This window comes from Streptomyces sp. NPDC006687 (assembly GCF_040636215.1).
In the GTDB taxonomy this organism is placed as follows: domain Bacteria; phylum Actinomycetota; class Actinomycetes; order Streptomycetales; family Streptomycetaceae; genus Streptomyces.
Window position 1 is genome coordinate 75,196 of the sequence record NZ_JBEYJJ010000001.1, and the last position, 20,234, is coordinate 95,429.

19 protein-coding genes and 1 riboswitch are annotated in these 20,234 nt (G+C 71.7%); of the genes, 10 read left to right on the forward strand and 9 right to left on the reverse strand.

Annotated features, from left to right (window positions below; translation table 11 throughout):
• Positions 1-94 precede the first annotated feature (94 nt).
• Entirely contained in the window at positions 95-1,534 is a 1,440-nt protein-coding gene (locus ABZ716_RS00320; RefSeq protein WP_351884039.1) for a gamma-aminobutyraldehyde dehydrogenase, read from the reverse strand.
• A gap of 169 nt (positions 1,535-1,703) precedes the next feature.
• Here ABZ716_RS00320 and ABZ716_RS00325 point away from each other — a divergent pair, with 169 nt between their 5' ends.
• The 10 genes from ABZ716_RS00325 to ABZ716_RS00370 all read left to right on the forward strand — a co-directional run bounded on the left by ABZ716_RS00325 (position 1,704) and on the right by ABZ716_RS00370 (position 11,393).
• Positions 1,704-2,207, forward strand: coding sequence for an Lrp/AsnC family transcriptional regulator (locus ABZ716_RS00325; protein ID WP_042814156.1), 504 nt, complete (start codon positions 1,704-1,706; stop codon positions 2,205-2,207).
• 3 nt (positions 2,208-2,210) lie between these two features.
• Complete coding sequence (locus ABZ716_RS00330) at positions 2,211-3,572, forward strand: aspartate aminotransferase family protein (RefSeq protein WP_351884041.1); 1,362 nt, start codon at positions 2,211-2,213, stop codon at positions 3,570-3,572.
• Positions 3,573-3,742: 170 nt separating this feature from the next.
• On the forward strand, positions 3,743-4,495 hold the full coding sequence (locus tag ABZ716_RS00335; RefSeq protein WP_358955440.1) for an ATP-binding cassette domain-containing protein: 753 nt from the start codon (positions 3,743-3,745) through the stop codon (positions 4,493-4,495).
• Positions 4,477-5,565 carry a hypothetical protein gene (locus ABZ716_RS00340; protein WP_358955442.1) on the forward strand — a complete coding sequence of 363 codons (1,089 nt, stop codon included), beginning with the start codon at positions 4,477-4,479 and terminating at the stop codon, positions 5,563-5,565. Before ABZ716_RS00335 ends, ABZ716_RS00340 begins: the two co-directional genes overlap by 19 nt.
• 25 nt (positions 5,566-5,590) lie before the next feature.
• Positions 5,591-6,703 (forward strand): Rossmann fold nucleotide-binding protein, encoded by a 1,113-nt coding sequence (locus tag ABZ716_RS00345; protein ID WP_358955444.1) that lies wholly within the window; start codon positions 5,591-5,593, stop codon positions 6,701-6,703.
• A 117-nt stretch (positions 6,704-6,820) separates the two neighbouring features.
• Positions 6,821-7,720 carry a hypothetical protein gene (locus ABZ716_RS00350; RefSeq protein ID WP_358812290.1) on the forward strand — a complete coding sequence of 300 codons (900 nt, stop codon included), beginning with the start codon at positions 6,821-6,823 and terminating at the stop codon, positions 7,718-7,720.
• 49 nt (positions 7,721-7,769) lie between these two features.
• A complete protein-coding gene (locus ABZ716_RS00355; RefSeq protein WP_358955446.1) occupies positions 7,770-8,390 on the forward strand; it encodes a hypothetical protein in 621 nt (206 codons plus the stop codon).
• 122 nt (positions 8,391-8,512) lie between these two features.
• Complete coding sequence (locus tag ABZ716_RS00360) at positions 8,513-8,743, forward strand: ferredoxin (RefSeq protein ID WP_358955448.1); 231 nt, start codon at positions 8,513-8,515, stop codon at positions 8,741-8,743.
• Entirely contained in the window at positions 8,733-10,127 is a 1,395-nt protein-coding gene (locus tag ABZ716_RS00365; protein ID WP_358955450.1) for an FAD-dependent oxidoreductase, read from the forward strand. Before ABZ716_RS00360 ends, ABZ716_RS00365 begins: the two co-directional genes overlap by 11 nt.
• Before the next feature lie 15 nt (positions 10,128-10,142).
• Positions 10,143-11,393: a cytochrome P450 gene (locus ABZ716_RS00370; RefSeq protein WP_358955453.1), complete on the forward strand. Its 1,251-nt coding sequence runs from the start codon at positions 10,143-10,145 to the stop codon at positions 11,391-11,393.
• Between the two features lie 16 nt (positions 11,394-11,409).
• Here ABZ716_RS00370 and ABZ716_RS00375 read toward each other — a convergent pair whose 3' ends face one another.
• The 8 genes from ABZ716_RS00375 to tsf all read right to left on the reverse strand — a co-directional run bounded on the left by ABZ716_RS00375 (position 11,410) and on the right by tsf (position 20,197).
• The gene (locus ABZ716_RS00375; protein ID WP_358955455.1) at positions 11,410-12,432 is read right to left on the reverse strand and encodes an ABC transporter ATP-binding protein; all 1,023 of its coding nucleotides are present in this window, start codon (positions 12,430-12,432) and stop codon (positions 11,410-11,412) included.
• Entirely contained in the window at positions 12,432-14,048 is a 1,617-nt protein-coding gene (locus ABZ716_RS00380) for an iron ABC transporter permease (protein WP_358955457.1), read from the reverse strand. Before ABZ716_RS00380 ends, ABZ716_RS00375 begins: the two co-directional genes overlap by 1 nt.
• Positions 14,049-14,104: 56 nt before the next feature.
• A complete protein-coding gene (locus ABZ716_RS00385; protein ID WP_358955459.1) occupies positions 14,105-15,205 on the reverse strand; it encodes a thiamine ABC transporter substrate-binding protein in 1,101 nt (366 codons plus the stop codon).
• 89 nt (positions 15,206-15,294) lie between these two features.
• A riboswitch (TPP riboswitch) is annotated at positions 15,295-15,420 on the reverse strand.
• A gap of 20 nt (positions 15,421-15,440) precedes the next feature.
• Positions 15,441-16,556 (reverse strand): 23S rRNA (adenine(2503)-C(2))-methyltransferase RlmN, encoded by a 1,116-nt coding sequence (gene rlmN / locus ABZ716_RS00390; RefSeq protein ID WP_351884065.1) that lies wholly within the window; start codon positions 16,554-16,556, stop codon positions 15,441-15,443.
• 135 nt (positions 16,557-16,691) lie between these two features.
• Entirely contained in the window at positions 16,692-17,768 is a 1,077-nt protein-coding gene (locus tag ABZ716_RS00395; protein WP_358812283.1) for a phosphatidate cytidylyltransferase, read from the reverse strand.
• On the reverse strand, positions 17,768-18,325 hold the full coding sequence (gene frr / locus ABZ716_RS00400) for a ribosome recycling factor (protein WP_351884219.1): 558 nt from the start codon (positions 18,323-18,325) through the stop codon (positions 17,768-17,770). Before frr ends, ABZ716_RS00395 begins: the two co-directional genes overlap by 1 nt.
• 93 nt (positions 18,326-18,418) lie before the next feature.
• A complete protein-coding gene (gene pyrH / locus ABZ716_RS00405; protein WP_351884069.1) occupies positions 18,419-19,198 on the reverse strand; it encodes a UMP kinase in 780 nt (259 codons plus the stop codon).
• A 162-nt stretch (positions 19,199-19,360) separates the two neighbouring features.
• Positions 19,361-20,197, reverse strand: a complete 837-nt coding sequence (gene tsf, locus ABZ716_RS00410; RefSeq protein WP_042813432.1) for a translation elongation factor Ts — start codon at positions 20,195-20,197, stop codon at positions 19,361-19,363.
• Positions 20,198-20,234 lie beyond the last annotated feature (37 nt).

Genomic DNA, 20,234 nt, shown 5'->3' on the forward strand with positions numbered 1-20,234 from the left:
TAGACAACGTGTCTACCACCCGCCCCTTCAGTGACCTGCGGTGATCAGTGCGCGGCGGGTTCCCGCGCGCTGGTCAGCCGACGGCCGGGCCGGTTCAGCCGTCGAGCGAGGTCATCACGTGCTTGATGCGGGTGTAGTCCTCGAAGCCGTAGGCGGAGAGGTCCTTGCCGTAGCCGGACTTCTTGAAGCCGCCGTGGGGCATCTCGGCGACCAGCGGGATGTGGGTGTTGATCCACACACAGCCGAAGTCGAGGTTCTTGGACATGCGCATCGCGCGGCCGTGGTCCTTGGTCCACACGGAGGAGGCGAGGGCGAACTCGACGCCGTTCGCGTACTCCAGGGCCTGGGCCTCGTCCGCGAAGGACTGGACGGTGATGACGGGGCCGAAGACCTCGTTCTGGATGATCTCGTCGTCCTGCTTCAGGCCCGAGACCACGGTCGGGGCGTAGAAGTAGCCCTTCTCGCCGACCTGGTGGCCGCCCGCCTCGACCTTGGCGTGGGCGGGGAGGCGCTCGATGAAGCCCGCGACCTGCTTGAGCTGGTTGGGGTTGTTCAGCGGGCCGTACAGGACGTCCTCGTCGTCCGGCTGACCGGTCTTGGTGTCCGCGGCGGCCTTGGCGAGCGCGGAGACGAACTCGTCGTGGATGGACTGGTGCACGAGCACGCGGGTGGCGGCCGTGCAGTCCTGGCCGGCGTTGAAGTAGCCGGCGACGGCGATGTCCTCGACGGCCTTGGCGATGTCGGCGTCCTCGAAGACCACGACCGGGGCCTTGCCGCCGAGCTCCAGGTGGACGCGCTTGACGTCCTTCGAGGCGCTCTCGGCGACCTGCATGCCCGCCCGCACCGAGCCGGTGATGGAGGCCATCGCCGGCGTGGAGTGCTCGACCATGGCCTTGCCGGTCTCGCGGTCGCCGCAGACGACGTTGAAGACGCCCTTGGGCAGGATCGAGTCGATGATCTCCGCCATCAGCACCGTGGAGGCCGGGGTGGTGTCGGAGGGCTTGAGGACGACGGTGTTGCCCGCGGCGATCGCCGGGGCGAACTTCCACACGGCCATCATCATCGGGTAGTTCCACGGCGCGACCTGCGCGCAGACGCCGACCGGCTCACGGCGGATGATCGAGGTCATGCCCTCCATGTACTCGCCGGCCGAGCGGCCCTCCAGCAGACGCGCGGCGCCCGCGAAGAAGCGGATCTGGTCCACCATCGGGGGCAGCTCCTCGCTGGCCGTCAGGCCCAGCGGCTTGCCGGTGTTCTCCGACTCGGCGGCGACGAGCTCCTCCGCGCGCGCCTCGAAGGCGTCCGCGATCTTGAGGAGGGCCTTCTGCCGCTCCGAGGGGGTGGTGTCGCGCCAGCCCGGGAAGGCGGCAGCGGCGGCGGCCATGGCGGCGTCCACATCGGCCTGGCCGGACAGCGGCGCGGTCGCGTAGACCTCGCCGGTGGCCGGGTTGACCACCTCAGTGGTCCGCCCGTCGGCGGCGTCCTTGAACTCCCCGCCGATGTAGTTGCGCAGACGACGCAGTTCGGTGGTCACTACAGCCACTCTCCTGATCACATGTCCAACGATTGAGACAGGACCCAAGGGTAGCCCCTCGGGTGACGCTTTCGACAGAGCCAGACCCGGCCAACTACGAAATCCGTTCTTTCAGAGATCGCTCACAACGAATTTCCTCGGTTACGGGTTGCGGAACCGACGACTCCTCGTGCACAGTGGCGTCGTGGTCAGTCGAAGCGCAGATTCCAGGAACAGACAACCGTCCCCTTCGGTCGATGCTGTGTCCCTGGCGATCATCGAGCAACTGCAGGAGGACGGCCGGCGCCCCTACGCGTCGATCGGCAAGGCCGTGGGCCTCTCCGAAGCAGCCGTGCGCCAGCGCGTACAGAAGCTGCTCGACCAGGGCGTCATGCAGATCGTCGCCGTCACCGACCCGCTCACCGTGGGTCTGCGGCGCCAGGCCATGGTCGGCATCAACGTCGAGGGAGACCTCGATCCGGTGGCCGACGCCCTGACCGCCATGGCCGAGTGCGAATACGTCGTGATGACCGCCGGGTCCTTCGACCTGATGGTGGAGATCGTCTGCGAGGACGACGACCACCTGCTCGAAACGATCAACAAGAAGATCCGCACGCTCCCCGGCGTGCGATCAACCGAGAGCTTCGTTTACCTGAAGCTCAAGAAGCAGACCTACATGTGGGGAACTCGATAGCCCGTGAGCCAGGACCTCTCCAAAACCGCGTACGACCACCTGTGGATGCACTTCACGCGCATGTCGTCGTACGAGAACGCGCCCGTCCCCACCATCGTGCGGGGTGAAGGCACCTACATCTTCGACGACAAGGGCAAGCGCTACCTGGACGGTCTCGCCGGCCTGTTCGTGGTCAACGCCGGTCACGGCCGCAAGGAACTGGCCGAGGTCGCCTACAAGCAGGCCCAGGAGCTCGCGTTCTTCCCCGTGTGGTCGTACGCGCACCCCAAGGCCGTCGAGCTGGCCGAGCGTCTCGCCGGCTACGCCCCCGGCGACCTGAACAAGGTCTTCTTCACCACCGGCGGCGGCGAGGCCGTCGAGACCGCGTGGAAGCTGGCCAAGCAGTACTTCAAGCTGATGGGCAAGCACACCAAGTACAAGGTCATCTCGCGTGCGGTCGCCTACCACGGCACCCCGCAGGGCGCCCTGTCCATCACCGGCCTGCCGGCCCTGAAGGCCCCCTTCGAGCCACTGGTCCCCGGCGCGCACAAGGTGCCGAACACCAACATCTACCGCGCCCCGATCCACGGCGACGACCCCGAGGCGTTCGGCCGCTGGTGCGCCGACCAGATCGAGCAGCAGATCCTCTTCGAGGGCCCCGACACCGTCGCCGCCGTCTTCCTGGAGCCCGTCCAGAACGCCGGCGGCTGCTTCCCGCCCCCGCCCGGCTACTTCCAGCGGGTGCGCGAGATCTGCGACACCTACGACGTGCTGCTCGTCTCCGACGAGACGATCTGCGCCTTCGGCCGCCTCGGCACGATGTTCGCCTGTGACAAGTTCGACTACGTGCCGGACATGATCACCTGCGCCAAGGGCATGACCTCGGGCTACTCCCCGATCGGCGCCTGCATCGTCTCCGACCGCATCGCCGAGCCGTTCTACAAGGGCGACAACACCTTCCTGCACGGCTACACCTTCGGCGGACACCCCGTGTCCTCCGCGGTGGCCCTGGCCAACCTCGACATCTTCGACAAGGAGGGCCTGAACCAGCACGTGCTGGATCAGGAGGGCAACTTCTTCAGCACCCTGCAGAAGCTGCACGACCTGCCGATCGTCGGCGACGTCCGCGGCAACGGCTTCTTCTACGGCATCGAGCTCGTCAAGGACAAGGTCACCAAGGAGTCCTTCACGGACGAGGAGACCGAGCGCGTGCTCTACGGCTTCCTCTCCAAGGCGCTCTTCGACAACGGCCTGTACTGCCGTGCCGACGACCGCGGCGACCCGGTCATCCAGCTGGCCCCGCCGCTGATCGCCGACCAGGGCACCTTCGACGAGATCGAGGGCATCCTGCGCAGCGTGCTCACCGAGGCGTGGACCAAGCTGTAAGCACCCGCCCGCGAGAGTCCGGCTCACACGGCCCGGATCCCCTGTTCGAGTGAGAACGGGGGATCCGGGCCGTGTGCTGTCAGCATCCAAGCGGTTCATCTCTTTACATCTGCGTGCGGGCCAGTGACCGAAGCCGTCCCGCTTCGTTCCCCCGGACGGAGGTGTACGCCATGGTGGCTCCACCGGACAGTGCCCCGCCAGACGACGACGTCCTCTGGGCGCGGGCCCTTCACTACGCGCACGGCCGCTCCCCCGGCCTGACCGGGGTCGGCGCCTCGGTCCGGCAGGGCGAGATCCTCGCCGTGACCGGCCCCCGAGGCAGCGGCAAGACCACCCTGCTGCGCTGCCTGGCCGGACGGCTGGTTCCCGACCAGGGCGAGGTCCGGTTCGACGGGATCCCCGTCCACACCCTCGGCGCAGCGGCCCGCGAGCGGCTGTTCCGCGCCCGGTTCGCCTGGATCGGCCCCGAGCCGCAGCTGGTGCCCGAGCTCAAGGTCTGGGAGAACGCCGCCCTGCCCCTGCTGATCACCGGCGCCCCGCACCGCGCGGCCCGGGCCGCCGCACACGAGTGGCTGGAGCGGCTCGACATCGGCGGCTTCGCCCGCAAGCGCCCCCGCGCCCTGAACCGCGCCGAGGCCCAGCGGGTGGCGCTCGCCCGGGCCCTGGCCGGCGAGCCCGCCGTGCTCTTCGCCGACGGGCCCACGGCCCCGCTGCACCTCGCCGAGGGCGCGCTGCTGCTCCGTACGCTCACCACGGCCGCCCGCTCGCACGGGATCACGGTGGTCCTCGCCACCCACGACGAGGAGAGCGCCACCGCCGCCGACCGGGCCCTGGCCCTGATCGACGGCCGGCCGGCCGCAGCCGCGGCCGGCGACTCCCCCGGGACCACGGAGGACCAGGCCGCGTGCTCGCTCTCCGCCTAGGCCGCGGCTCCCGCCCGGTGGTCCAGCTGCGCAGGCTGCTGGTCGCCGCCGCCTGCGCCGGCAGCGGCTTCCTCCTGCTGTACGTCCTGGCCGACGCCGAAGCCCGGTCTGGCGGATCGTTCCCGCGGCTGCTGTGGGCCCTGGTACCGCTCGCCGCCACCGTGCAGTTCGCCGTCGCGGTGGCCCGTACCGACCCGGCGACCCGGCCCCGCGAGGGACTCGACGCCGTCGGGCTGGGACCCGTACGCCTGGCCCTGGCCGCGGCGGTCTCCACCGCCGTCGCCTGCGCCCTCGGCAGCGTCCTCGCCCTCGCCGCCTTCCTCCACCTGCGGGGCGACCTCACCGGACTCCCCTTCGACGGGGCCGGAGCCGGGCTGCTCCACGCCGGCCGGCCGCTGCCGGTGGCCGCCGCCCTGACCCTGCTGGCCCTGGCGCCCCTGACGGCGTCCGCCGCGACGGCCCTGGCCCTGCGGCCCCGGCCCCCGCGGTCCGGCCTGGCCCCCCAGACGGGTGTGCCCTGGGGGGTGGCGCTCACCGCCTGCGGGCTCGCCCTGCTGGCCTACGCCCACCCGGGCGGCCCGGGGGTGCCCGCGGCCGGAGTGCTGATCACGGGGGGCCTGGCCCTCGCCGGGCCGGGTCTGGCCTACGCCTGCGGAACCCTGGTCCAGGCGGTCCGCCCGGGTGCGCTGCGGCTGCTGGCCGGCAGGACCCTCCAGGAGGAGGCGTCCCGGCTGGGCCGCCCGCTCGGGGTGCTGTGCGCCGTCGGCGCGGCCGCCCTCACCGCCGCCCTGGCCGCGCCCGGCCCCCGGGGCGGGGCGCTCACCCCGCTCGGGCCGCTGACCGTACCGGCCGCCGGGCTCGTGGCGCTCTGCGCCGCCGCCTCCCTGCTCACCGCCGCGGTCGAATCCCGGCAGGCCCGCAGCGCCACCCGGGAGGCGCTGCGCGAGCTCGGCGCCCCGGGCACGGTGCTGCGTACGGCCGCCGGGCTGCGGGCCGCCGCCCTGCTCGCCGGGTGCGTCCCGCTCGTCTGGGGTGTGGCACAGCTGACGGCCCTGGCCCTCACCCGCTGACCGGCCAGCCCTTAGGGTGGGCCGAATGGTCCACGCAGACATCGAGGCAGACAACGAGATCGAGACGCTCGCCGAGTTCGACCGGGTCGTCGCCCGGGGCTCCCTGAGCGGGTACCGCATCCAGTCGGTCAACCTTCTGGAGCGGACGTTCGCCCTGCTGTCCGCCGACACCTCCGCCGCCGTGTTCCTCGGCTGCGCCATGGAGCCCGACGCCGCGGTGAAGGTCCGCGCGGACGGCGCGCTGGTCTTCCCGCCCGTGCCGGACCTGCCCTTCAACCCGTACCGGGGACTCCTCTACACGGCGGAGGAACTGTTCACGGGTCTGCGCGAGGGCTACGAGAACACCACCGACGCCCTGGCGTACGCCTGGTTCCAGGAGACGAAGGCCGACGGCGACGTCTTCTCCTCGATGCTGCGCTCCCTCCACGACGACGCCGTCTCCGACGCCCTGGACGAGGCCCTGGCGGGCTCCCGGGTGGTCGGCGTGATGGGCGGCCACGCCATGGCCCGGGGCACCGACGACTACCGGGGCGCGGCCGAGCTGGGGCGCGCCCTGAGCCGTTCGGGGCTGACGGTGGCCACCGGCGGCGGCCCGGGCGCCATGGAGGCCGCCAACCTCGGCGCCTATCTGGCCCCCGCCCCCGACGAGGCCCTCGCCGAGGCGCTGGAGCTGCTGGCGAAGGCGCCCTCCTTCACCCCGTCGGTCTCCGACTGGGCGCGCGCGGCCTTCGCCGTCCGCGACCGCTGGCCCTCGGGCGGCGACTCGGTGGGCATCCCTACCTGGTTCTACGGGCACGAGCCGCCGAACGCCTTCGCCGGGCAGATCGCCAAGTACTTCTCCAACGCCACCCGCGAGGACGGGCTCCTCGCCCGCTCGACGGCGGGGGTGGTGTTCCTGCCGGGGGCGGCCGGGACCGTGCAGGAGGTCTTCGACAACGCGACGCCGAACTACTACGCGTCCGGCTCCCGCCCCACGCCGATGGTGCTGGTGGACCGCCGCCACTGGACCGAGGAGCTCCCGGTCTGGCCGCTGCTGCGGGCGCTGGCCCGGGGGCGCGCCATGGAGTCGCGGATCGCGCTGGTGGACTCGGTGGACGAGGTCCCGGACGCGCTCGCCTCCCTGGCCTGCGTGGCCTGACAGGGGCGGCCGGGCAAAGAACCGGTCAACGAACTGTCTGGCGGAGGCAACTTCCCGGACCGTTCCGACGTCTGGCAGAGGTACGCCTTCTCTGCCGGACGTTGAACGGAGCCCTCTGTGCTCATAGGCATGCTGACCGCCGTCGCGGCCTCCCTCTGCTACGGGACGGGCTCCGTCCTGCAGGCCGTCGGCTCGCGCCGCGCCGCACGGATGTCACCGGCCGCCGCCGGGGTCACCGCGCACGGCGGCCCGAACCTGACCTCCACCGCCCAGGCCGCGATGACCTGGGAGTTCATCGTCGGCACGATCCTGGACTTCGTCGGCTTCGGACTGGGCGCGCTGGCGGCCCGCCTGCTGCCCCTCTTCCTCTCCCAGACGGTGATCAGCGCCAACCTGGTGATCACCGCCGTGCTGAGCGTGAAGATGCTCGGCATCCGGCTGTCCCGCAAGGAGTGGACCTCGATCGGGGTCGTCTGCGCGGCGCTGGTGCTCCTGGCCACCGCCGCCGGCCACGAGGGCGGCCACCACGCCGCGATGGCCACGCACTGGTGGCTGCTGGCCGTCACCCTGCTGATCATCGTCGGCGGGACGGTGGCCGTACGGTTCCTCGGCGCGAGGGCCGCGATCCTGGCCGGCCTGCTGTCGGGCCTGGCCTTCGGCGCGCTCGGCGTGGGCGTGCGCGTCCTGGACGGGATCGACCCCTTCGACCTGGGCACGCTGGTCACCGACCCCGCCCTGTACGCGATCCTCGTCGCCGGAGTCGGCGGCATGTACCTGCACACCGTCGCCCTCCAGATCGGCTCGGTGAACGGTGCCACGGCCGCCCTGGTCGTCGGCGAGACGGTGCTGCCGGGCGCGATCGGCGTCCTGTGGCTCGGCGACGCCTCCCGGCCGGGGCTGGCCTGGCTGGCGGTCGCCGGCTTCGTGCTGGCGGTGACCGGCGCCGTCGCGGTGGCCTGGTACGGCAACCACGACGGCGCCGAAGCCCCGGCCGAGGAGCCCGTCCCGGTGGGCTGAGCCGGACGTCCGGGTGGCGCCGCCGCGGCGGCGAGGTTCTGCTGAAGGCATGGAATCCTCCACCTCCACACGGCTGCGCACACCCCGCGCCGCCGGGACAGCGGGTGTCGCCTTCGCCCTGCTGCTCGCCGCGGCGATCGTGCTCATGCGGACCGCCATCCCCTCCGGGAGCCCCGCCGAGGCCACCGTCGCCCCGGACGAGCGCTGGGCCGTGCGGCTGGCGCTGGAGATCGTCCCGTTCGCCGGGATCTTCTTCCTGTGGTTCATGGGGGCGCTGCGGGAGCAGGCGGGGCCGGCGGAGGACCGGTTCTTCGCCACGGTGTTCCTGGGCAGCGGTTTCGTCTTCGTCGCCTCCCTGTTCGTGGCCGCCGCGGCGGCCGGTACGGTGCTCAACGAGGCCGAGCCGCCCTCCGGGTTCGGCCGCTCCTTCGCGTACAACGTCCTGAGCGCGTACGCGATGCGCATGGCGGCCGTGTTCACCTTCTCGGCCTCGACCATCGGCCGCCGGATCGGTGTCTTCCCGCGGCCGCTGGCCCTGCTCGGGTTCGCGACGGGGCTGGCGCTGCTCGTCCTGGGGTCGGGAGTCCCGTGGGCGGAGCTGGTCTTCCCGTTCTGGGTGCTGGTCGTCAGCCTCCACATCCTCCGCACCAGCCTGCGCCGTACGCCCTGACCTGCGCTTTCGGTGGCCGTCTCGCCCGGCGGGCGGAGAGCGGGCCACGCGCGCATGCTGGAAGGGTGGCGGGGGCCTCGGGGGCTTGGGGGGTCATCAGGGTACGGAAGGACTGATGCCTCGTGAGGCTCGTCGTCGACCTGAACCGCTGTCAGGGGTACGCGCAGTGCGCGTTCCTCGCGCCCGACGTCTTCGCGATGCACGGCGAGGAGTCGCTGCTGTACGACCCGCAGCCCTCCGACGACCAGCACGACGACGTCGTACGCGCCGCCCACGCCTGCCCCGTCCGGGCCATCCTCCTGGACGCGATGAACGGCTCCCTCCAGCCCCAGGAGGCCGGCGGTGAACGGTGACGGAGCCCTGGAGCGGCTCAAGCACGAAGGACGCATCGTCGTCGTGGGCGCCTCCCTGGCGGGTCTGCGCGCCGCGGAGACCCTGCGCGAGAAGGGCTTCGCCGGTTCGCTGACGATGATCGGCGACGAGCTCCACGAACCGTACGACCGTCCTCCCCTGTCCAAGGGGGTCCTGCTGGGCAAGGCGGCCGCCGACGGAACCGCCCTGCCGCGGCGCCGGGACATCGACGCCAAGTGGCGCCTCGGGGTCCCCGCCACCGGACTGGACAGGTCCGCCCGACGGGTCAGGATGGCCGACGGGGACGTGGTGGAGTACGACCGGCTGCTGATCGCCACCGGGGTGCGCGCCCGGCCCTGGCCCCACCCGGACGAGGCCGACCTCGACGGGGTCTTCGTCCTGCGCACCCTGGGCGACGCCGCCGCGCTGGAACGCGCCCTCGCGGCCGGCCCCAACCGGGTCCTGGTGATCGGGGCCGGGTTCACGGGCTCCGAGATCGCCTCCGCCTGCCGCGAGCGGGGCCTGGCCGTCACCGTGGCCGAACGCGGCGACGCCCCCCTGGTCGGCGCCCTCGGCGGGGTCGTGGGGGCGGTGGCGGCCGCCATGCACCGGGACAACGGGGTGGACCTGCGGACCGGGGTCATGGTGACGGGCCTGGAGGGCGACTCCTCCGGCCGGGTCCGCGCCGCGCACCTCTCCGACGGCACCACGCTGGAGGCGGAGGTGGTGGTCGTCTCCCTCGGCGCCCAGCGCAACACCGAGTGGCTCACCGGTTCCGGGCTCGGCGCCGGCCCCCGGGGCATCGCCTGCGACGCGGGCTGCCGGGCCTTCGACATCTGGGGCATCGTCACCGACGACATCTACGTCGCCGGGGACGTGGCCCGCTCCCCGCACGCCCTGTTCGGCTACCAGTTCCTGTCCCTGGAGCACTGGGGCAACGCCGTGGCCCAGGCGGAGACGGCCGCGCACAACATGCTCAGCGAGAGCGCAGACCGCAGGCCCCACGTGTGGATCCCGGCGTTCTGGTCCTCCCAGTTCGGCGTGAACATCAAGTCGGTCGGGGTCCCGTCGATGGGCACCGAGATCATGATCACCCAGGGCGCGCGCGCCGAGCGCCGCTTCGTCGGCGTGTACGGGTACCAGGGCCGCGTCATCGGCGCCGTCACCTTCGACCAGAGCCGCTGGCTGGAGTTCTACGAGCACCAGATCGAGCAGACCGCGCCGTTCCCGCCGCCCTTCCCCACGGTGGACCGCAGGGCCGGCGAGGACCGGCCGCTGCCCGCGGACTTCCCCGACCCGTCGCTGCCCACGCACGGCCCGACCATCACGCTGAGCGGCTACTCACCGGCCGACCGCCGGATGACCTTCACCCCTGCGCACAACTGACCACCGGGACCTCCCATGACCCACGGCCTCCTGCGGCAGATCCTCGACTACTCCAGCCGCGCCGACCCCTACCCGCTGTACGAGGAGCTCCGCAGGACGCCGGTGTTCCACGACGGGGACGGCCCGTACGTCGTCAGCACGTACCACGAGATCAAGGGCCTGCTGCACGACCCGCGCATCAGCTCCGACGCCCGCAACCTGACGGCCACCGCAGGCGACCCGCTGAACGAGGCCGGGGAGGACGGCGGCCAGGTACTGCCGCCGTCCTTCCTCAAGCTGGACCCGCCCGACCACGACCGGCTGCGCCGGATGACCAACCGCCCCTTCGGGCCGCCGCACTCCCCGCGCCGCATCGAGCAGATGCGCGGCGAACTCGGCGGCATCGTCACCGGGCTGATCGACAAGGTCGCCGCGCAGGGCGACCCGGCCCGGATCGACCTGGTCGAGGAGTTCTCCTACCCCTTCCCGGTGACGGTCATCTGCCGTCTGCTGGGCGTGCCCCCCGAGGACGAAGGCCGCTTCCACGTGTGGGCCGACACGCTGGCCGCGAGCCTGGACCCCGACCCGGACGCCGACCCCGCCGAACGCGCCAAGAAGACGGACGGCGCCCGGATGGAGCTCGGCATGTACCTGGCCGGGCTGACCGAGGAACGGCGCAAGAACCCGACCGGCGACATGCTCTCGGAGCTGGCCACCGGACAGGGTCCGGACGGCACCATGAGCACCATGGAGGTGCTCAGCACGGCGGCGCTGCTGCTGATCGCCGGGCACGAGACCACCGTCAACCTGATCACCAACGGCATGCTCACCCTGCTGCGCCACCCGCCGGTCCTGGAGCGGCTGCGCTCCGAGCCCGGCCTCGCGGTGCCGATGGTGGAGGAACTGCTGCGCTACGAGCCGCCGGTGCAGCTGCTGCCGCAGCGCAGCACCCTGACCGACATCGAGGTCGCGGGAGTGCCCATCCCCAAGGGCTCCTCCCTGTGGCTGATCCTGGCCTCCGGCAACCGCGACCCCAAGCGGTTCGTGGACCCCGACCGCTTCGACCCCGACCGCGAGGACGTCCAGCACCTGGGCCTGGGCAGCGGTATCCACAGCTGCTTCGGGGCGCCGCTGGCCCGGCTGGAGGCGGCGCTGGCCCTGAGCGAGCTGGCCCGCCGGCTGGAGAACCCGCGGCTGCTGGAGGATCCGCCGCCCTACCGGCAGAACGCCGTCCTGCGCGGCCCCCGCCACCTGCCCGTCGCCGTCGACGGCATCCGCGCGGCCTGATCCGCCGGCGGCCGGCTCACGCCGAGGGAAGGACGACCACCTCGGACGGGGTGAAGGCCACCGCGACCCGGTCCCCCACGGCCGGCGCGGCGGCCAGACCGCACTCCGCCTCCAGCACCGGACCGGCCTGCGGCCGCAGCAGCAGGGCCACGTGCGTGCCCCGGAACGTACGGGACTCCACCGCGCACGCGAGCCCCGCCGCCGACAGCACCACCCCGGCCGGACGGACCAGCAGCCGCTGCTCCCCCTCGGGCGAGCCGGCCGGTACGGGGACCTCGCCCCACGGGGTCGCGGCGGCGCCGCCCTGGACGGTGGCCGGGACCACGTTCTCGAAGCCGAGGAACCGCGCCACGAACTCCGACGCCGGCCGCTGCCACACCTCCAGCGGGGTCCCCGCCTGCGCGATCCGCCCCTCGCGCATCACCACCACCCGGTCGGCCAGCGCGAACGCCTCGCCCTGGTCGTGGGTGACGGCCAGCACGGTGGTGCCCAGGCGGGAGAAGAGCCCCTGGAGCTCGACCACCAGCCGCTCGCGCAGCCCGCGGTCCAGCTGGCCGAGCGGCTCGTCCAGCATCAGCAGCCTCGGTGAGGGGGCCAGCGCCCGGGCCAGGGCGACCCGCTGCTGCTCCCCGCCGGACAGCGAGGCCACCGCCCGGCGCTGCGCCCCGGGGAGCCCGACCAGCTCCAGGAGCGTGGCCACGCGCTGCTCGTGCCCGGCCTTCGCGGAGCGGCGTGCGCGCAGGCCGAAGGCGACGTTCCCGCCGACGTCGCGGTGCGGGAACAGCTGGTGGTCCTGGAACATCAGGCCCACCCCCCGGCGGTGCACCGGCACCCCCGCCTGGTCGGCCCCGTCGAGCAGCACCCGTCCGGCGGAGGGCGGCTGGAGCCCGGCCACCACCCGCAGCAGGGTGGACTTGCCGCTGCCACTCGGCCCCAGCACGCAGACGGTCTCGTGCGCGGCGACCTCCAGGTCCACCGCGTCCACCACCGCGCGGTCGCCGAAGCGGACCGTCACCCCTTCGAGCCGGAGCAGGGTCATCAGAACTCTCCCGAGGTCGTGGCGGGGCGCAGCCGTTCCAGCAGCAGCAGGGACACGGCGCACACAAGCATCAGAATCGTGCTCAGGGCCATGGCCTGCCCGTAGTTCATCTCCCCGGCGCGCCCCAGCAGCCGGGCCACGGCCACCGGCAGCGTCGGCCGGTCCGGTCGGGCGATGAACACCGTCGCGCCGAACTCCCCCAGTGAGACGGCGAAGGCGAAGCCGGCGGCGATCAGCACCGCCCGCCGCACCAGGGGCAGGTCCACCTCCCGCCAGACCCGCAGCGGCGAGGCCCCGAGCACGGCCGCCGCATCCCGCAGCCGCCCGTCCACGGCCCGCAGCACCGGCAGCATGGTCCGCACGACGAACGGCACCCCGACCAGTGCCTGAGCCAGCGGCACCAGGATCCAGGAGGTACGCAGGTCCAGCGGGGGCCGGTCCAGGGTGATCAGGAACCCGAAGCCCACCGTCACCGCGGACACCCCCAGCGGCAGCATCAGCAGCGCGTCGAAACCCCGCACGAACCGGCCCGCCCGCCGGGTCAGCGCCGCCGCGGCGAGCCCTCCGACGGCCAGGGCGATCGCGGTGGCGGCGAGGGCGTACTGGAGGGAGTTCCAGATGGCCTCCAGCGGAGGCACCAGAAACGTTCCGCCCCCGGCCCCGGCCTCCTGGAGCGCGCGGTAGAACCCGAACCCGTACCCGCCGGGCGCGTCCAGGGACCGCTCCACCAGTACCGCGAGCGGGGCCACGATCAGCAGGGCCACCGTCACCAGCACCCCGGCCAGCAGTCCGCGCTGGGCCCAGCCGCGCGGCGGATGCGCGGTGCGCGAGGGGTCGACCAGGCGCAGCGCGGTCTCCCGCCGGCGCACCGTCCAGGCGTGGACGGCGAGGATCATCCCGACGGCGGCGAACTGCACCAGCGTCAGCACGGCGGCCGTCGGCAGGTCCAGCAGCTGCGCCGTCTGCCGGTAGACCTCGACCTCCAGCGTGGCGTACGAGGGGCCGCCCAGGATCTGCACGACGCCGAAGGAGCTGAAGGTGAACAGGAACACCATCAGCGCGGCCGCGGCCACCGCCGGGGCCAGCGCGGGCAGGGTCACCCGCCGCCAGGCCGCGAACCGCCCGGCTCCCAGCACCCGGGCGGCCTCCTCCTGGCGCGGGTCCAGCTGGGCCCACAGCCCGCCGACCGTCCGGACGACGACGGCGTAGTTGAAGAAGACGTGGGCGAGCAGGATCGCCCAGACGGTGGTGTCCAGCCGGACGCCCCACACCTCGTCCAGCAGCCCGCCGCGCCCGACCAGGGCCAGGAAGGCCGTGCCGACGACCACGGTCGGCAGCACGAACGGGACGGTGACCAGGGCGCGCAGCAGCTGCTTGCCGGGGAAGGACAAGCGCGCGAACACGTACGCGGCGGGGAGCGCGACGAGCAGGGTCAGCACCGTCGAGGCGAGCGCCTGCCAGGTGGTGAACCAGAGCACACCGGCGATGTCCGGCTGGGCGAGGACCTCGCCGATCCGCCCGAAGTGCCAGCCGTCCCCGGTGTCGAACCCGCGGCCGACGATCGCGGCGACGGGATAGGCGAAGAACAGCCCGAAGAAGGCGAGGGGCACCGCCATCAGAGCGAATCTGACGGCGGTGGCCCGCACGCCCTCCCGCGGGGAGCCGTCGCGTACTACTTCACGACGATCGAGGACCATGCCTTGACCCACTGGTCACGGTTCTTCGCGATGGTCCCGGGGGCCACGTTCTCGGGCTTGTCGATCACCACGCCGTGCTTGGTGAACACCTCCGGCAGCTTCGCGTCCTTGACCACCGGGTTCACGAACATCTGGAGCGGCATGTCCTCCTGGAACTTCTTGCCGATCAGGAAGTCGATGAGGGCCTTGCCGCCCTCCTCGTTCTTCGCGCCCTTCAGCAGCCCCGCGAACTCGACCTGGCGGAAGCAGGTGCCGGTGGCCACGCCCGTGGGCGCCTCGGCCGGCTGGGGCTCGCCGTAGAGGACCTCGACCGGCGGGCTGGTGGCGTAGGAGACGACCAGCGGGCGGTCGCCCTTGGCCTTCTTGCCGCCGGCGGAACCGGAGAACCGCTCGTTGTACGCCTGCTCCCAGCCGTCGACGACCTCGACGCCGTTGTCCTTGAGCTTGCTCCAGTAGTCCTTCCAGGCTTCCTCGCCGTACTTGCCGACGGAGGCGAGGAGGAAGCCGAGACCGGGCGAGGAGGTCGCGGCGTTCTCGGTGACCAGCAGGTTCTTGTACTCGGGCTTGAGCAGGTCGTCGAGCGTCTGCGGCGGGGCGATCTTCTTGTCGGCGAAGTACGCCTTGTCGTAGTTGACGCAGATGTCGCCGGAGTCGACGGGGGTGACGCGGTGCTGGGCGTCGAGGACGTACTCGGGCTTGACGCCGGCCAGGCCCTTGGCCTCGTACGGGGTGAAGATCCCGTTGTCGAGGGCGCGGGAGAGCAGCGTGTTGTCGACGCCGAAGAAGACGTCGCCGCGCGGCGAGCCCTTGGTGAGGATCTCCTGGTTCAGGGCGGCGCCGGCGTCCCCGGACTTGAGCACCTTGACGGTGTAGCCGCTCTGCTGCTCGAACTCCTTCAGGACCGGCTCGGAGACGTTGAAGGAGTCGTGGGAGACCAGGGTGACGGTCTTGGACTTCGGCGCCCCGCTCGCGGCGGCCCCGTCCTCGTCCTTGGCGGCGCCGCCGCACGCGGCCAGGGTGGTGACGCCGAGCGCGGCGGCCAGCGCCGCACCCGCGATCTTCTTGGTGGTGCTCACGGTTGATTCCTCCTGGGTGTGACCAGGAGAAGACGCGGCCCCGCCCGGGCGCTCACATGGAGCGCGGCGCCCGGGCAGGGCGCAACAGCTTGAGGTGGTGACCGAACTTCCTACCCAGAATGACCTGGGCGAGGTTCAGAGGGTCTGCGGCCACGGTGCTCGTCGTGAAACGTGTGCCGCACTCTCAGCGCTGTGGCGCTCCCCTGTCGGAATATGCAGATGTACGCGGGCCAGACTACCGCTCGCTCGCGGCGAGCTGTCCGCACGCTCCGTCGATCTCCTGGCCACGGGTGTCCCGGACGGTCACCGGCACACCGTGGCGGGCGATGGCCTCGACGAAGGCCCGCTCGTCCTCGGGGCGCGAGGCGGTCCACTTGGAGCCGGGGGTCGGGTTCAGCGGGATCAGGTTGACGTGCACGCGCTTGCCCTTGAGCAGGCGGCCCAGGAGGTCACCGCGCCATGCCTGGTCGTTGATGTCGCGGATGAGGGCGTACTCGATGGAGATCCGGCGGCCGGACTTCTCGGCGTACTCCCAGGCCGCGTCGAGGACCTCGCGGACCTTCCAGCGGGTGTTGACGGGCACGAGGGTGTCGCGCAGCTCGTCGTCGGGGGCGTGCAGGGAGACGGCGAGGCGGCACTTGAAGCCCTCGTCGGCGAAGCGCAGCATGGCCGGGACCAGGCCGACGGTGGAGACGGTGATCCCGCGCTGCGACAGGCCCAGCCCGTCGGGCTCGGGGTCGGTGAGGCGGCGGATGGCGCCGACGACCCGCTTGTAGTTCGCGAGGGGCTCGCCCATGCCCATGAAGACGATGTTGGACAGGCGGGCCGGGCCCCCGGGGACCTCGCCGTCGCGCAGGGCGCGCATGCCGTCGACGATCTGGTGCACGATCTCGGCGGTGGAGAGGTTGCGGTCGAGGCCGGCCTGCCCGGTGGCGCAGAACGGGCAGTTCATACCGCAGCCGGCCTGCGAGGAGATGCACATGGTGACCCGGTCGGGGTAGCGCATCAGCACCGACTCGACGAGCGTGCCGTCGTGCAGCTTCCACAGGGTCTTGCGGGTGGTGTCGTTGTCGCAGCTGATGTGCCGGAGGACGTTCATCAGCTCCGGCAGCAGCTCCTGCTGGAGCTTCTCGCGGGAGGCCGCCGGGATGTCGGTCCACTCCGCCGGGTCGTGGGCGTAGCGGGCGAAGTAGTGCTGGGAGAGCTGCTTGGCCCGGAACGGCTTCTCACCGATCGCGGCCACCGCCTCGCGGCGCTCGGCCGGGGTGAGGTCGGCCAGGTGCCGGGGCGGCTTCTTGGCCCCTCGCGGGGCGACGAAGGTGAGCTCACCCGGGACGGGACGGGGGGCCATGCGGTACTCCTCGGTACGACGGGGTGGGGGTCACCCCGCGCAGGCAGGGCCGGTCCGCGGCAGCTCGGCCGCTGGACGGAAAGGGCGCGCCGTGTGCACACGGCGCGCCCTCCAGGATAACCCGGCCCGGATCCGTCAGCCGGTGCCGACGAAGGCCGCCAGCAGCAGCCAGACCACAGGGGCCGTCGGGAGCAGGGAGTCGAGGCGGTCCATGATGCCGCCGTGGCCCGGGAGCAGCGTGCCCATGTCCTTGATGCCCAGGTCACGCTTGATCATCGACTCGCCGAGGTCGCCCAGGGTGGCGCTGACGGCGACGGCCAGGCCCAGCAGCAGGCCCTGCCACCAGGAGCCCCCGTCGATGAGGAACTCCATGCACAGCGCGCCGGCGGCCATCGCGAAGGCCACGGCGCCGAGCAGTCCCTCGCGGGTCTTGCCGGGGCTGATGCGCGGCGCGAGCTTGGTCTTGCCGAAGCGCCAGCCGACGGCGTACGCCCCGGTGTCGCTGACGACGGTCAGCAGGAGGAAGGTGACCACCCGCTGGGGGCCGTCGTCGGCCGTGAGCAGCATCGCGACGAAGGTGGCCAGGAAGGGCACGTAGAACGCGGCGAAGACGCCCGCGGTGACGTCCTTGAGGTAGTCCTCGGGCGGTTCCGTCATCCGCCAGACGAGCACCGCCAGCGCGGTGAGCGCCATGGCGACCCAGGCGCCCTCGGCCCCCCGGACGTAGCCGGCGATGACCATCGCCGCGCCGCCGACCGCGAGCGGGACCAGCGGGGCCTTGATGCCCTTCTTCTCCTGGAGCCGGGAGGTGAGCTCCCACAGGCCGACGACGACCGCGACGACGATCACGCCGACGAAGACGGCCTTGACGATGAACAGCGAAGCGAAGATCACCGCGCCGAGGCCGACGCCGACCCCTATGGCGGCCCGCAGGTCACGCCCGGCGCGCTTCTTCTGCGGCGGGGGCGTGGCGTCCTGCGGTACCTGTGAAGGCGGGGGCGGGGGGCTGGGCATGGGCTCCTGCAACGGCATCTCGGTACGGAGCGGGGGGCCGCCGGTGAAGGCGGCCCCCCGGTTCCGTGCTTCCCGGTCGTCGAACGCACGGCCGGCGGCATCGGGCACGATGGGCATGGGCGCAGTCTGAGGGCCCACCAGCGCATCGTATGCGGGACCCGCCGGTACCGGCTCAGCGGCCCAGGGAGAGTCGTTCATCAGACCTCGAGGAGCTCGGCTTCCTTGTGCTTGAGCAGCTCGTCCACCTGCGTGACGTACTTCGCGGTGGTGTCGTCGAGCTCCTTCTCGGCGCGGCGCACCTCGTCCTCGCCGGCCTCCTTGTCCTTGACCAGCTTGTCGAGGGCGTCCTTGGCCTTGCGGCGCACGGAGCGGATGGAGACGCGGGAGTCCTCGGCCTTGTTCTTGGCGACCTTGATGTACTCCTTGCGGCGGTCCTGCGTCAGCTCGGGGAAGGTCACCCGGATGATATTGCCGTCGTTGCTGGGGTTGACGCCCAGGTCGGAGTCGCGGATCGCCTGCTCGATGTTGCGCAGGGCGCTCTTGTCGAACGGGGTCACGACGGCCATGCGCGGCTCGGGCACCGAGAACGAGGCGAGCTGGTTGATGGGCGTGAGGGCACCGTAGTAGTCAGCCACGATCTTGTTGAACATCGCCGGGTGCGCACGGCCCGTGCGGATCGCGGCGAAGTCTTCCTTGGCGACGACGACGGCCTTCTCCATCTTCTCCTCGGCTTCGAGGAGGATTTCTTCGATCACCACGTGCTCCTGCATGTCTTGAGTGGATGGTTCAGGCGGGCGGGGCCGGGCGGGCCGCCCGTACCGGGCCCCGCGGGGCCCGGTACGACGGGCTCAGGCCCGGGTGCCCTGGTCGCTCACGAGCGTGCCGATCTTCTCACCCTTGACGGCACGGGCGATATTGCCTTCGGCGAGCAGTTCGAAGACCAGGATCGGGAGCGTGTTGTCGCGGCAGAGCGTGATGGCCGTGGCGTCGGCGACCTTGAGGTCGCGGGACAGCACCTCGTTGTACTCCAGCGCGTCGAACTTCACCGCGTCCGGGTTGGTCTTCGGGTCCGAGTCGTAGACCCCGTCGACGCCGTTCTTGCCCATGAGGAGGGCCTCGGCGTCGATCTCCAGGGCCCGCTGGGCGGCCGTGGTGTCGGTGGAGAAGTAGGGCATGCCCATACCGGCGCCGAAGATGACGACGCGGCCCTTCTCCAGGTGGCGGACGGCGCGCAGCGGGATGTACGGCTCCGCGACCTGGCCCATGGTGATGGCGGTCTGGACCCGGCTGTCGATGCCCTCCTTCTCCAGGAAGTCCTGGAGGGCGAGGCAGTTCATGACGGTGCCGAGCATGCCCATGTAGTCGGACCGGGCCCGGTCCATGCCGCGCTGCTGGAGCTCGGCGCCGCGGAAGAAGTTGCCGCCGCCGATGACGATCGCGATCTCGGCGCCGTCGCGGACCACGGCCGCGATCTCGCGGGCGATGGCGTGCACGACGTCAGGGTCGACACCCAGCCCGCCGCCGCCGGAGAAGGCTTCGCCGGACAGCTTCAGCATGAAGCGGCGACCCTTCTTGTCGTGGTCGCTCTTGTCGTGGGATGCGGTGTGGGGGTCCACGCCCTGATTCATGGAGATCTCCTCGTGCACATACGAAGAAGGCCATTGCCGGTGGGTCCTCGCGGTTCCCTCTGCGGCAATGGCCTCCTCGTCAGATCTGCGGTCGTCCGGCGCAAGCGTGGACGACTGCTTCAGACCCTATCGGGGTCCGGTGTCCGTCGTGTACGGACGGACTCAGATGCCGACCTTGATGCGGGCGAAGCGCTTCAGGGTGACACCGGCCTCGTCCAGAACCTTCTGGACGGACTTCTTGTTGTCCAGCGCGTACGGCTGGCCGAGCAGCGTGGCGTCCTTGAAGAAGCCGTTGACGCGACCCTCGACGATCTTGGCGATCGCGGCCTCGGGCTTGCCCTCGGCGCGGGTGGTCTCCTCGGCGACGCGACGCTCCGACTCGACGATCTCGGCCGGGACGTCCTCGGCGGTGAGGTACTTCGGCGCGAAGGCGGCGATGTGCTGGGCGATGCCCTTGGCCAGGTCGGCGTCGGCCTTGTCCAGCTCGACCAGGACACCGATCTGCGGGGGCAGGTCGGGCATGGTGCGGTGCATGTAGGACGCGACGAACGCACCCTCGTACGCCGCGAAGCGGTCCAGGACGATCTTCTCGCCGAGGTTGGCGTTGGCCTCGTCCACGAACGCCTGGACGGTCTTGCCGGCCTCGATCTCGGACGCCAGCAGCGCCTCGATGTCGGCGGGCTTGGTGGCGGCCACGTGGGCGGCGAGCTGGTCGGCGACGGCCAGGAACTTCGGGCTCTTGGCCACGAAGTCGGTCTCGCACTTGAGCTCGACGAGCACGCCGGAGGTGGCGTCGTCGGAGATCAGGGAGGTGACGGCACCGTTCTCGGCGGAACGGCCCTCGCGCTTGGCGACACCCTTCAGGCCCTTGACGCGCAGGATCTCGTTGGCCTTGGTGACGTCGCCGTCGGCCTCGACGAGCGCGTTCTTGCAGTCCAGCATGCCGGCGCCGGTGAGCTCGCGGAGCTTCTTGACGTCAGCGGCGGTGTAGTTCGCCATGAGTCTGTGATTCTCTCTCGAAGTCGTAGATCTACGG